Source organism: Bradyrhizobium stylosanthis (genome assembly GCF_001641335.1).
GTDB classification, from domain to species: Bacteria; Pseudomonadota; Alphaproteobacteria; order Rhizobiales; family Xanthobacteraceae; genus Bradyrhizobium; species Bradyrhizobium stylosanthis.
Genome location: NZ_LVEM01000001.1, coordinates 2,090,427 through 2,102,874, shown reverse-complemented (window position 1 = coordinate 2,102,874; position 12,448 = coordinate 2,090,427). Strand labels below are relative to the sequence as shown.

General features: G+C 66.2%; 10 protein-coding genes. 6 read left to right on the top strand and 4 right to left on the bottom strand.

Translation table 11 applies throughout. The features are described from left to right. Positions 1-30 precede the first annotated feature (30 nt). Complete coding sequence (locus A7X65_RS10275) at positions 31-831, top strand: hotdog family protein (protein ID WP_063684368.1); 801 nt, start codon at positions 31-33, stop codon at positions 829-831. A gap of 128 nt (positions 832-959) precedes the next feature. Here A7X65_RS10275 and A7X65_RS10270 read toward each other — a convergent pair whose 3' ends face one another. After that, positions 960-3,332, bottom strand: a complete 2,373-nt coding sequence (locus tag A7X65_RS10270) for a xanthine dehydrogenase family protein molybdopterin-binding subunit (RefSeq protein WP_063684908.1) — start codon at positions 3,330-3,332, stop codon at positions 960-962. Between the two features lie 215 nt (positions 3,333-3,547). Here A7X65_RS10270 and A7X65_RS10265 point away from each other — a divergent pair, with 215 nt between their 5' ends. Together A7X65_RS10265 and A7X65_RS10260 are read left to right on the top strand one after the other, a co-directional pair. Next, positions 3,548-4,621: a Ppx/GppA phosphatase family protein gene (locus A7X65_RS10265; RefSeq protein ID WP_063684366.1), complete on the top strand. Its 1,074-nt coding sequence runs from the start codon at positions 3,548-3,550 to the stop codon at positions 4,619-4,621. Between the two features lies 1 nt (position 4,622). Further along, on the top strand, positions 4,623-5,303 hold the full coding sequence (locus A7X65_RS10260; RefSeq protein ID WP_063684365.1) for an RlmE family RNA methyltransferase: 681 nt from the start codon (positions 4,623-4,625) through the stop codon (positions 5,301-5,303). 162 nt (positions 5,304-5,465) lie between these two features. Here the strand turns inward: A7X65_RS10260 and A7X65_RS10255 are convergent, their stop codons facing one another. Next, complete coding sequence (locus A7X65_RS10255) at positions 5,466-6,956, bottom strand: DHA2 family efflux MFS transporter permease subunit (RefSeq protein ID WP_063684363.1); 1,491 nt, start codon at positions 6,954-6,956, stop codon at positions 5,466-5,468. Positions 6,957-7,377: 421 nt separating this feature from the next. Between A7X65_RS10255 and guaB the strand changes: the two genes are divergently transcribed. Then, positions 7,378-8,868, top strand: a complete 1,491-nt coding sequence (guaB, locus tag A7X65_RS10250) for an IMP dehydrogenase (protein ID WP_063684361.1) — start codon at positions 7,378-7,380, stop codon at positions 8,866-8,868. Here the strand turns inward: guaB and A7X65_RS10245 are convergent, their stop codons facing one another. After that, a complete protein-coding gene (locus tag A7X65_RS10245) occupies positions 8,869-9,261 on the bottom strand; it encodes a hypothetical protein (RefSeq protein WP_156527719.1) in 393 nt (130 codons plus the stop codon). Between the two features lie 470 nt (positions 9,262-9,731). Here A7X65_RS10245 and A7X65_RS10240 point away from each other — a divergent pair, with 470 nt between their 5' ends. Beyond that, positions 9,732-10,754 (top strand): NADP-dependent oxidoreductase, encoded by a 1,023-nt coding sequence (locus A7X65_RS10240; protein WP_063684358.1) that lies wholly within the window; start codon positions 9,732-9,734, stop codon positions 10,752-10,754. 170 nt (positions 10,755-10,924) lie between these two features. After that, entirely contained in the window at positions 10,925-11,233 is a 309-nt protein-coding gene (locus tag A7X65_RS10235) for a hypothetical protein (protein ID WP_063684356.1), read from the top strand. 11 nt (positions 11,234-11,244) lie between these two features. Here the strand turns inward: A7X65_RS10235 and A7X65_RS10230 are convergent, their stop codons facing one another. After that, the gene (locus A7X65_RS10230) at positions 11,245-12,309 is read right to left on the bottom strand and encodes a LacI family DNA-binding transcriptional regulator (protein WP_063684355.1); all 1,065 of its coding nucleotides are present in this window, start codon (positions 12,307-12,309) and stop codon (positions 11,245-11,247) included. Positions 12,310-12,448: the final 139 nt, after the last annotated feature.

The following is a 12,448-nucleotide window of genomic DNA, read 5'->3' as shown; positions in this document are numbered from 1 at the left end:
GAAACAACAAAAATACGGGGAAGATGACCCATGCCGAACCGGCTCGAAACCTGGCGCGTCGAGGCCTACAACACCGCCAAACAGTCCGAAAACAAGATGCACGACGATACGGTGGCGCGCCGCTTCGGCTTCTCGGGCGGCCTGGTCCCGGGGGTCGATGTCTTCGCCTACATGATGCACGTGCCGCTGGCGCGCTGGGGCCGTGATTTCCTCTCCCGGGGGTTGGTCGAGGCCCGCTTCATCAAACCGGTCTATGACGGCGAGGCCGCCGATGTCGACGCGACCGAGCACAACGGCCTGCTCACGATCGAGGTTTTCAGCCGCACCGAGCTGTGCGCCACCGGGACGGCCTCGCTGCCGGCGGCGGTGCCCGCGGTTTCGCTGGGCGACTATGTGGCGGTGCCTGCCGTGGCCGAGCGCAAGCCGGTCGGCCCGGCAACGTTCGAGACCGGCAAATGGCTGGGCACGACACCCCGCCGCTGGGCCGGGCAGGACGCCGCCGACTATCTCGCCGACATCAGGGAAACCGATCCGATCTTCGCGCGCGAGGGCCTCGGCCATCCCGGCCTGATCCAGCGCGTCATGAACCGCCTCCTCGTCGACAACACCATTCTGGGCCCGTGGATCCATGTCGGCAGCCGCATGCAGCTGCTGTCCGCCGCGCGCGCCGGTGACGAGATCACGGCACGCGCAAAAGTCACCGCCAATTACGAGAAGAAGGGCCACCGCTTTGTCGAGCTCGATGCGCTGGTGGTCGCCAACGGCACGACGCCGCTCGCGCATTGCCAGCACACCGCGATCTACCAGCCGCGCGAACAGGCGGCGGCGTAGGTGGAAAGAGGCACATCGTCACCACATCGTCATGCCCGGGCTTGTCCCGGGCATCCACGTTCTTGGTGCACGAAGGCGTGGATGGCCGGGACAAGCCCGGCCATGACGGAGGAGAGAGCGAGCGTCCCTTACGCCGCGTTGCCCTTCGCGTCCTGGATCGCGCGCCACACGCGCTCCGGGGTTAGCGGCATGTCGATGTGCTTGATGCCGTAGTCCGACAAGGCGTCGAGCACCGCGTTCACCACCGTCGACAGGCTGCCGGCGCAGCCGGCTTCGCCGCAGCCCTTGCTGCCGAGCGGGTTGGTCGTGGCGGGCACGGGGTGATCGCCGACCGTCATGTTCGGCACGTCCTCGGCGCGGGGCAGGGCGTAGTCCATCAGCGAGCCCGTGATCGGCTGACCGCTCTCGTCGTAGCGGACGTGCTCCATCAGCGCCTGGCCGATGCCCTGGACGACGCCGCCATGGAGCTGGCCGGCGACCAGCAGCGGATTGATCACCGTGCCGAAATCGTTGACCGCGCTGTAGCGCACGATCTGCACGACGCCGGTATCGGGATCGATCTCGACCTCCGCGACGTGGCAGCCGTTCGGGAACGCCGAGGCGACCGGGTCGCTGGTGTGATCGACGTCGAGCGAGTCGGGCACGCCGTCCGGCGTCTTGCCGTCATGCAGCTTCTTGGCGAGCTCCATGATGTCGATGCTGCGGTCGGTGCCGGCGATGGTGAAGCTGCCGCCTTCGAACTCGATGTCGGCTTCGGACGCCTCCAGCATGTGCGCGGCGGCGCGCTTGCCCTTCTCGATGACGAGCTTGGCGGCGCCGACGATGGCCTGGCCGCTCGCTGTGATCGAGCGCGAGCCGCCGGTGCCGTTGCCGGTGTGGACGATGTCGCTGTCGCCCTGCACCAGCTTCACGCTCTCGAACGGCACGCCGAGCTGCTCGCACAGCACCTGCGCGAACGGCGTGGCATGGCCCTGGCCGTAATCGAGCGTGCCGGTGATCAGCTGCACGGTACCGTCGGCGTCGAACACGATCTTGCCGAGCTCGGGGCTCGGCGGCGCGGTGACCTCGAGATAGGAGCCGACGGCGATGCCGCGCAGCTTGCCGGCCTTCTTGCTCTCCTTCTTGCGCTTGGCGAAGTTTTCGTGGTCGGAGATGTCGAGAGCCTTGTTGAACACGGCCTGGAAGTCGCCGCTGTCATAGGTGACGCCCGAGGAGGCCGCGAACGGGATCTGGTTCGGCTTGATGAAGTTGCGCTTGCGCAAGGTGAGCCGGTTGATGCCCATCTCGTCGGCGGCGCGGTCGATCAGCCGCTCCATGTAGTAGTTGGCCTCGGGCCGGCCGGCGCCGCGATAGGCACCCATCAGCGTGGTGTTGGTCAGCACCGTCTTGATGTCGACGCCCATCAGCGGCGTGCGGTAGACGCTCGAGAAGTTCTTGCCGGTGTTGAGCGAGAGCGGGCCGGGCGCGACGCCGGTGATGTAGGCGCCGAGATTGCCGTAGCCGGACAGCTTCGCCGCAAGGAAGTGCCCCTCGGAATCGAGCGCCAGCTCGGCGTGGATCTTCTGCGCGCGGCCGTGGCTGTCGGAGAGGAAGCTGGTGGAGCGCTCGTCGAGCCACTTCACCGGTTTTCCCAATTCCTTCGCCGCATACAGGATGCACATGTATTCGGGGTAATTGATGTTCTTCATGCCGAAGGAGCCGCCGACATTGGCGGTGAGGATGCGCACCTTCTCGTTCGGCACTTTCAGGTTCTTGGCGAGATTGGCGCGGTTGCCCGCGACGCCCTGCGTCGGCACCTGCAGCGTGTAGCGCTCGGACTTCTTGTCGAACGAGGCAAGGCCGACGCGCGGCTCCATCGAGACCACGGCGACGCGGGTGTTCTCGATGTCGATCTTGGTGACGTGGGCGGCGCCGGCAAAGGCTGCGTTGACCTTGTCCATGTCGCCATAATGGTAATCGAGCGCGACGTTGTTCGGGATGTGGTCGTAGAGCTGCGGCGCACCGGGCTTGGCGGCTTCCTCGGGGTCCGTCACCGCCGGCAGCGGCTCGATGTCGAGCTCGACCGCTTCGGCCGCGTCGCGCGCCTGCGCCAGCGTCTCGGCCACCACGAAGGCGACGGGATCGCCGACGAAGCGGACCTTGTCGGTCGCCAGCGGCTGGCGGTTGGTCTGGAGCAGGGGCGAGCCGTCACGGCTTTTCAGCGGCAGGCCGCAGGTGAAGGGGCCGTAGTCGGCGGCATCGAGGTCCTTGCCGGTCCACACCCCGAGCACGCCCGGCATCGCCTTGGCGGCATCGAGGCCGATGCCGCGAATGACGCCATGGGCATGGGTCGAGCGGACCACCACGGCATAGGCCTGGCCGGGCAGGTTGAAATCGTCGGTGTAGCGGCCCTTGCCGCGCACCAGGGTGTCGTCCTCCTTGCGGCGGACCGGCTGACCGACACCGTATTTTTGCAGTGCAATAGCGTTTTCGAGCGTGGACGATTTGGTGTGTTCTTGCATGGAATCGACCTGAAAAGCCGGCATTTGCGCGATTTCGCGGGGCGCCTGGTGGGGGGCCGGACCCCATTGAGATAACCCACGGCTCCGTTCACGACAACGCACGAATGGACATGGTCCCATGTGATGCGTTGTTGCGCAGGCCTGCCGCGCTGCTAATGTTTCAGGCGAAAAAGCAATTCCTGACCGGCCCGAGCGGCCTCGGAAAGACAGTTTGTATGAATGACCACACGCGGCTCCGCGACGGCCATGCGCCGCACGGTGAGCTGGAGGGGTCGATGGCGGCGGTGGCGTTGGCCACCGAACCGGCCGTCCCCGCGCAGGCGCTGGGAACCGGCGTCTATGCGGCGCTGGACCTCGGCACCAACAATTGCCGGCTGCTGATCGCCTGTCCGACCCAGGACGGCTTTCGCGTGGTCGATTCCTTCTCGCGCATCATCCGGCTCGGCGAGGGGGTCTCGGCGACCGGGTGCATCAGCGAGGCCGCGATCGAGCGGGCCATTGCCGCGCTCAGCATCTGCCGCGACAAGATCAACCTGCGCAAGGCGCGCCGGCTGCGGCTGATCGCGACCGAAGCCTGCCGCGCGGCCTCGAATGCGGAAGGTTTCCGCAGCCGCGTCGCGGCCGAAACCGGCATCGAGCTCGAGGTGATCGACCGCGAGACCGAGGCCGCGCTCGCCGTGGTCGGCTGCTCGCCGCTGGTCGATCCCAGGGGCAGGGGCGCCATCCTGTTCGACATCGGCGGCGGGTCGACCGAGCTGGTGCGGATCGAGCGCGACGCTCAAAATCCGGAGCCGCGCATCAAAGCCTGGATGTCGATCCCGTATGGCGTGGTCACGCTCGCCGAGCAGTTCGGCGGCCGCGATGTCACGCCGGAGATCTACGCCGCGATGGAGCGGGAAGTGGCCAGCCACGTCACCCCGTTCGCGGCGGAGCACGGTCGCGATCTCGCGGACATGCACCTGCTCGGCACATCAGGCACGGTGACGACGCTCGCCGGCATCCATCTCAACCTGCCGCGCTACGACCGCCGCCGCATCGACAGCATCTGGATGAACGATGCCGACATCACCGCGACCATCAACAAGCTGCTCGGCATGAGCTACGAGGAACGCGCCGGCAACAGCTGCATCAGCGTCGAGCGCGCCGATCTCGTGCTCGCCGGCTGCGCCATTCTCGATGCCATCCGCCGCGCCTTTCCGCTGCCGCGCCTGCGCGTCGCCGACCGGGGCCTGCGCGAGGGCATGCTGGTCGAGATGATGCGCGAGGACGGCGCGCTCAGGAGCTGGTGAGATGGCCAAAGACACCACCGGCCGCTTGCACGTCCAGGTCAAGACCGGCGGCAAGCGCAAATTGTCGTCGAAGCTGTGGCTGGAGCGGCAGCTCAACGATCCCTATGTGGCCAAGGCCAAGGCCGCGGGCTATCGCTCGCGCGCCGCGTTCAAGCTGCTGGAGATCGACGACAAGTTCCGCCTCTTGAAGCCCGGCATGGCCGTGGTCGACCTTGGCGCCGCGCCGGGCGGCTGGAGCCAGATCGCCGCCAAGCGCGTCGGATCGGTCGAAGGCAAGGGCAAGGTCGTCGCGATCGACCTGCTGGAAATGCCCGAGATTCCCGGCGTCGATTTCGCGCAGCTCGATTTCATGGACAACGGCGCCCCTGACAAGCTCACCGCGATGCTCGGCGGCGGCGCCGACATCGTGATGTCCGACATGGCCGCCAACACGACCGGCCATCGCAAGACCGACCAGCTCCGCATCGTCGGCCTGGTCGAGACCGCCGCCGCGTTTGCCTGCGACGTGCTCAAGCCCGGCGGCACGTTTTTGGCGAAGACCTTCCAGAGCGGCGCCGACGCCGATCTGCTCGCCCGGCTCAAGCGCGACTTTGCCACGGTGCGGCACGTCAAGCCCGCCGCGAGCCGGCAGGATTCCTCGGAGCGTTACGTGCTCGCGACGGGGTTTCGGGGCGGGGCGTAGTAAAAATTCCGCGGTCGTCCCGGCGAAGGCCGGGACCCATAACCACCGAATTGCATTTGGCGAAGACCACCAATGGCCGTCTCGCGCCAAGCTACCGTCTCGGCGTATGGGTCCCGGCCTTCGCCGGGACGACACCGAGCGTAGGGCGATGGCTCGCTTAATTCACCCCAGCCGCTGATCCCGCACGTTCTGCGTATCTTCCGTCGCGGCCTTCACGGCTGCCTTCTCCGCGCCCTTGCCGGCGCCCTTGCGGCTGGCGATCTCCACCGCCTTGCGGCCGGAGATCTCGTGGCCGGCATCGGCCGGCATCTGCCAGAAGAACCAGCTCGAGGCCGCCGAGGTCAGCGCCACCACGACGAAGGCCGGCATGAACACGGCGGCGTTGAGCTCGCTGACATGGCTGAGCCACATCGTCGTCTCCACCGAGGCGGCGCCGACGGCAACGCCGGCGGAGACCGCGAGCTGCTGGTTGACGCTGACGAGCGTGGTGGCGCGGCTCATCTGCGGGCTCTCGACGTCGGCATAGGCAACCGTGTTGATCGCGGTGAATTCGAGCGAGCGGAAGAAGCCGCCGACCACCAGGATCACCATGATGATGAGCAGCGGCGTCGTCACCGTGAACAGCGCGCAGACGCCGAGGAAGAACGCGCTGACGATCGCGTTCACCGTCATCAAATTGCGGAAGCCGAAGGTGCGGATGAGACGCGCAGCCAGCGTCTTCATGCCCATGGCGCCGAGCGAGGAGGCGAAGGTGACGAGGCCCGAATGGAACGGCGACAGCCCGAAACCGATCTGCATCAAGAGCGGCAGCAGGAAGGGCAGGGCGCCGATGCCGAGGCGGAACAGGAAGCCGCCCAAAATCGCCGCGCGCAGCGTGGGGAGTTTCAAAAGCGAAAAGTCCAGCACCGGCGATCCCGTCCGCCGCGCGTGGATGACGTAGAGCGTCATCGAGATCGCGCCGCCCACGACCAGGGCCGCGACCGTGCTCCACGGCAGTAGATTGAGGCCGGCAACCGACAGGCCGAACGCAATGCCGGCGAGGCCGAGCCCGGCGAGCACCATGCCGTAGAGATCGAACTTCTCCTGCGTCTCGCTCTTGATGGGATCGATGAACTTCAGCGCCATGAAGATGCCGAGCAGCCCGATCGGGATGTTGATCAGGAAGATCCAGTGCCAGGAAGCGTAGGTCGTGATGAAGCCGCCGAGCGGCGGCCCGATCACCGGGCCGATCAGGGCAGGGATGGTCACCCACGCCATCGCGTTGACCAGCGCGCTCTTGTCGACCGAGCGCAGTAGCACGAGGCGCCCGACCGGCGTCATCATCGCTCCGCCCATGCCTTGCAGGATGCGCGCGAACACGAAGTCGGTGACCGAGGTCGAGAGCGCGCAGCCGATCGAGCCGACCATGAACACGCCGACCGCGATCGCGAACACCATCCGCGCGCCGAACCGGTCGGCGGTCCAGCCGCTCGCCGGGATGAACACCGCGAGCGACAGCAGGTAGGAGGTGATCGCGAGCTTGAGCGTCAGCGGGCTGGTGCCGATGTCGGCCGCGATCGCCGGCAGCGAGGTGGCGATCACCGTGGAATCCATGTTTTCCATGAAGAGCGCGGTGGCCACGATCAGCGGGATGACGCGTTGCTTGTCGACCATGACGGATTGGTAATGAAAATCAGAAGGAGGGGTGGACTTGCGGCTTATCACCGTCGCCTTGTGCGGACCATTGCGGATCGACGCATAGCACCTAAATCCTGCGTAACAACGGTGTGACCCTCACTTCCAGGTTGCGCCGGAGGGCGGGACACGCCGTCTCGCCTCTCGTCATTCCCGGGCGCGCCGGCTGGCGCGCGCCGGGGAATGACGACGAGCATGGGCTATCCACGCCGAATTTACATAAAAAGCCTGTGCATGGCTGGCCAGCGGGCCGAATTGCTTTGATTCGTCACGCGGGCATGCTATCGACCCGCGTCAACCCCACCGATGGGCTCCGATTCGACGGCGATGCCGCAAGGTACGCCGAGGGCGGCGCTCATCCATTGCTATTTGCGGCAGGGCCGCAGGAAGGAGTTGGCACATGGCCACGGTGCAACAAGGCATCCGCGAAGCCTTTACGTTCGACGACGTGCTGTTGAAGCCGGGCCTGTCGGACGTGATGCCTGGCGAGGTCGACATCCGCTCCCGCGTCACCCGCGCCATCCCGCTCAACATCCCGATCATGGCCTCCGCCATGGACACCGTCACCGAAGCCCGCATGGCGATCGCCATGGCGCAGGCCGGCGGCCTCGGCGTCATCCATCGCAATTTCGACCCCGAGGGGCAGGCCGCCCAGGTGCGGCAGGTCAAGCGCTACGAGTCGGGCATGGTGGTGAACCCGCTCACCATCAGCCCCGAGGCGAGCCTCGACGATGCGCTCAAGCTGATGAGCGATCACGGCATCTCCGGCATTCCCGTCGTCACCGGCGCCGGCAAGAATACGCCCGGCAAGCTGGTCGGCATCCTCACCAACCGCGACGTCCGCTTTGCCACCGACCGCCGGCAAAAAGTCTCCGAGCTGATGACGCATGAAGGCCTCGTCACGGTGCGCGAGAACGTCAGCCAGGACGAGGCGCGGCGGATGCTGCACCAGCATCGCATCGAGAAGCTGCTCGTCGTCGACGAGCAATATCGCTGCGTCGGCCTGATCACCGTGAAGGACATGGAGAAGGCGGTCGCTCATCCGCTCGCCTGCAAGGACGCGCAAGGGCGCCTGCGCGTAGCCGCCGCCACCACGGTCGGCGATACCGGCTTCGATCGCACCGAGCGCCTGATCGATGCCGGCGTCGACCTCGTCGTCGTCGACACCGCGCACGGCCATTCCCGCCACGTGCTGCATGCGGTGAACCGCATCAAGCGTCTCTCCAACTCCGTGCAGGTCGTCGCCGGCAACGTCGCCACCACCGAGGGCACGCAGGCGCTGATCGATGCGGGCGCGGACTGCATCAAGGTCGGCATCGGCCCGGGCTCGATCTGCACCACACGCATCGTCGCCGGCGTCGGCGTTCCCCAGCTCACCGCGATCATGGATGCGGTGGAAGCGGCGAAGAAGGCCGATATCCCTGTCATCGCCGACGGCGGCATCAAGTTCTCGGGCGACCTCGCCAAGGCACTCGCCGCCGGTGCAGACATCGCCATGGTCGGCTCGCTGCTCGCAGGCACCGACGAGACCCCGGGAGAAGTGTTCCTGTGGCAGGGCCGTTCCTACAAGGCCTATCGCGGCATGGGTTCGGTCGGCGCGATGGCGCGCGGATCGGCCGATCGCTACTTCCAGCAGGACATCAAGGACACGCTCAAGCTCGTGCCTGAAGGCATCGAGGGCCAGGTGCCCTACAAGGGCCCGGTCGGCAACGTCATGCACCAGCTCGCCGGCGGCCTGCGCGCCGCCATGGGCTATGTCGGCGCACGCGACATGAAGGAGCTGCACGACAAGGCCCAGTTCGTCCGCATCACCGGCGCGGGCCTGCGCGAAAGCCACGTCCACGACGTGACGATCACGCGCGAAGCCCCGAACTATCCGGGCGGGGGCTAGTTACGCCGACGCAAGGTCAGGTGATGGGATCGGCGGAGCGGGGTGATCCAGCTTTGCCGCATCCGGTCGCTTGCTTTTGATGAGAGACCAGATCAGCACAACCTGCCACTCCAGGAACGCCACCCAAAAGTCTCCGCCGAAGCCGGCCCAACTGATGACGGACATGTCCGCCAGCCAACAGAGGACGGCCAGCAATACGCAGAGGAAATTTGCGACGAGTATATAAGCGACGCGGCGATGATTGAGAAACAGTGCGATCCACGTCGGCAGGAAGATGAGCATCCAGGCGGCAATACCGCCTGCCGCCAAAAGGAAGTCTGAGGAGAAGCCTGCGAGCCACGCAATGAGCGTGGGGCCGGCGATGAGGAATAGCGGGAAGCCGGCTACGACCAACGTTATTTGCCACGCCGTGCTCTTTGGAGCTGCGAGTCCCATTCGCCCGACGTGCTGCCTCAACAACGCCATTCCCAGTCCAACCTTGTTTGCCGTATCGCAGCCACTTCCGCCAAACGGCGCACGGCAGAGGCGAGGCGTTCGTCTTGATGCAGCCTAGACTGGTGGGCTGATCACGGCTTTAATCCGGTACTTAAAATTCTAGGGAAGAGCGCCAGTCACCTTCGCTCTCGTGCCCCGGGCGCGGCGCAGCGCTTCTTCAGCGGTGGGCTGCAGAGCCGGGGCTCATGTCGCCGCATATTGCGACGTAGCTCTCTGGGGCGCGGCTCTGTGCAGCGTCACTGCGTGCCGCAGCGCGTCCGGGGCACGAGAGCTGTGTTCGCCTCTGCGTCTAAGCGCTCCACCGCTTTTGTATTGACGTAGCTACCTGCCTCCGCTTCCGTTCACGCCGAAACAATTCGGAGGAAGCCATGTCTCAAGGCAAACGCATCGTTCTCGCCGCGCGTCCCGTCGGCGAACCCAAATCGTCTGATTTTCGCCTGGAGGAATTCGCTGTCCCCACGCCCGGCGCAGGCGAGGTGCTGCTGCGCACGATCTGGCTGTCGCTCGATCCCTATATGCGCGGGCGCATGAGCGATGGTCCGTCCTACGCCGCGCCGGTGCCGGTCGGCGGCGTGATGGAAGGCGAGGCGGTCAGCGAGGTCGCGGCCTCCAACAATCCGGACTTCGCCAAGGGTGATATCGTCCGCGCACGGACCGGCTGGCAGACCAATGCGATCTCGAACGGCAAGGGCCTGATCAAGGTCGATCCCAAGCTCGGCCCGATCTCGACCTCCATCGGCGTGCTCGGCATGCCCGGCATGACCGCGTATACGGGCCTGCTCGACATCGGCAAGCCGCAGGAAGGTGAGACCGTCGTCGTTGCCGGCGCTTCCGGTGCGGTCGGCTCGGCCGTCGGTCAGATCGCGAAGATCAAGGGCGCGCGCGCAGTCGGCATCGCCGGCGGCAAGGACAAGTGCGACTACGTGGTGAAGGAGCTCGGCTTCGATGCCTGCATCGATCACCGCGATCCCGATCTCGCCGCCAAGCTGAAGGATGCCTGCCCGAAGGGCATCGACGTCTATTTCGAGAACGTCGGCGGCGCGGTGTTCGAGGCGGTGTTCCCGCTGCTCAATCCGTTCGCGCGCGTGCCGGTCTGCGGCCTGATCGCCCATTACAACGACACCGAGGCCAAGCCGCCGAAATGGGCCGCAGCGATGATGCGTGCGACGCTGACCAAGCGGCTGACCTTCCGCGGCTTCATCGTCTCCGACTTCGCCTCCCGCCATGGCGACTTCCTGCGCGACATGTCCGGCTGGGTCCGCGACGGCAAGGTCAAGTACAAGGAGTTCATCACCGAGGGCCTGGAGAGCGCCCCCGGCGCCTTCATGGGCCTGCTGAAGGGCGCCAATTTCGGCAAGCAGCTGGTGCGGGTCGGGCCCGACAAGGCCTAGCGCGACAGGGACTAGGACTCCCGTTGCACTACAGCCACATGGCGGCTGGGGATAGTTAAGAAAGAGTCACCAAATGGTCACACCTGCCCGCAAAAGCCGCAGGTGTGACCCCCTGTTCATTGACGGACCGGCGAAGGCATTGAATCATCGCGCATATTTCAGGTGCTGCGATGTTAGAGATTGGTATTTTCAGCGTAATCCTCCTGGCTGCCGGCTATTGGGCGACGATGTTCGTCATGGGCCGCCGTGACGACGTCATCCACGGCAAGTTCGTTCATGCCGAGGAGGAAGGCGAGTTCACGCAAAGCGCCATGCCGACGCGGCCACCGTTTCCGAAGCGCCCGGTAAAGGCTGTGCAGCCTGCCGGCGTTCAGCCCACGAGCATCCAGCCTCCGATTGCCGAAGCGAGGCCGGTGAACAGCGCCGCGCTGGAATCCCTGCTCGCCGCGATCCAGCAGGATCTCAAGAGCGTCGCGTAAGCCGCAAGCGCTCAGACGCTGCCACGCTCGATCAGGGACAATTCGACCGCGAGCCGTTGCTCGGCCGCAGGTGCGCCGGCGAGCCGCGCCAGCAGCAATTCGCCCGCAATGCGTCCCACGGCTGCCGCGTCGAACGAGATGGTGGTGAGGCCGGGCGTGATCTGATCGGCAACGTCGTTGTCACCGAAGCCGAGCACGGCGAGGTCGCGCGGCACGGAGATGCCGCGGGCGCGCGCCTCGATCAATGCGCCGGTCGCCAGCAGGTCGTTGGCGCAGAACACGGCATCGACCTTGCCGCCGCGATCGAGCAGGGTGGTGAAGGCGGCGCGGCCGTCGACGAGGCCCCTGATCTCGCCGACGCCGATCTCGTGGACGATCTCGAGGCCGAGCTGTGCCGCTGCCGCGCGAAACCCGTCGCGGCGGAGCGCGCCGCGGCCGCTGCTGCGGCCGATGAAGGCGAGGCGCCGATGTCCGGCCTCGGCGAGCCTCTTCGCCGCCATCGCGCCGGCATCCGCGTTGGGCAGGCCGACCAGCATGTCGATGGGATCGCGTGGGAACGCCCAGGTCTCGATCACGGGAATGCCGAGCTCGGCCAGCGCCGCGCGGTTCTCCTCGAGCTCGATCACGCCGGTGAACATCACCGCGGCGGGACGGATGCCGCGCAGCGACTGGATCATCGCGACCTCCTTGGCATAGGAGTAGGAGGTCTGGCCGACCAGCACCTCGAAGCCTTCCGGCTCCAGCGTCGCGGCGAAGCTCCGCACGGCGAGGCCGAACTGCTGGCTGAGGATGTTGGAAACAAAGGCGACGACCACGTTCGACCGGCCCGAGCGCAACGCGCGGGCGTGCGGGTTGGAGGCGTAGCCGGTCGCCTCGATCACGCCGAGGATGCGCTCGCGGGTCTCTCGATTGACCTTTTCGGGGTGGCGCAGCACCCGCGACACCGTGATCGGGGCGACGCCGGCGCGCTCGGCGACCTCCTCGATGCGCGGCGGCCGTCCGGTCGCATTGCTGCGGCCGGGCGGCGCCGGAATGCGCACGACGTCGTCATAACCTGGCTTTGCCGGATCGGTCATCGAATCCCGAGGCTAGAGCATGATCCGGAAAAGTGTGAAGCGGTTTCCCGGAAAGATCATGCTCAAATAAAAAACCTAAAGCGCGATGACGATTTATCCCAATCTCATCGCGCTTTAGTCGAAGTTGGTATCGTCTCCA

Excerpts from the sequence above, each read along its gene's own strand:
- A7X65_RS10270 (WP_063684908.1), bottom strand. The coding sequence starts at position 3,332 with ATGCAAGAACACACCAAATCGTCCACGCTCGAAAACGCTATTGCACTG.
- A7X65_RS10275 (WP_063684368.1), top strand. The coding sequence starts at position 31 with ATGCCGAACCGGCTCGAAACCTGGCGCGTCGAGGCCTACAACACCGCC.
- A7X65_RS10265 (WP_063684366.1), top strand. The coding sequence starts at position 3,548 with ATGAATGACCACACGCGGCTCCGCGACGGCCATGCGCCGCACGGTGAG.
- A7X65_RS10235 (WP_063684356.1), top strand. The coding sequence starts at position 10,925 with ATGTTAGAGATTGGTATTTTCAGCGTAATCCTCCTGGCTGCCGGCTAT.
- A7X65_RS10230 (WP_063684355.1), bottom strand. The coding sequence starts at position 12,309 with ATGACCGATCCGGCAAAGCCAGGTTATGACGACGTCGTGCGCATTCCG.
- guaB (WP_063684361.1), top strand. The coding sequence starts at position 7,378 with ATGGCCACGGTGCAACAAGGCATCCGCGAAGCCTTTACGTTCGACGAC.
- A7X65_RS10255 (WP_063684363.1), bottom strand. The coding sequence starts at position 6,956 with ATGGTCGACAAGCAACGCGTCATCCCGCTGATCGTGGCCACCGCGCTC.
- A7X65_RS10240 (WP_063684358.1), top strand. The coding sequence starts at position 9,732 with ATGTCTCAAGGCAAACGCATCGTTCTCGCCGCGCGTCCCGTCGGCGAA.
- A7X65_RS10260 (WP_063684365.1), top strand. The coding sequence starts at position 4,623 with ATGGCCAAAGACACCACCGGCCGCTTGCACGTCCAGGTCAAGACCGGC.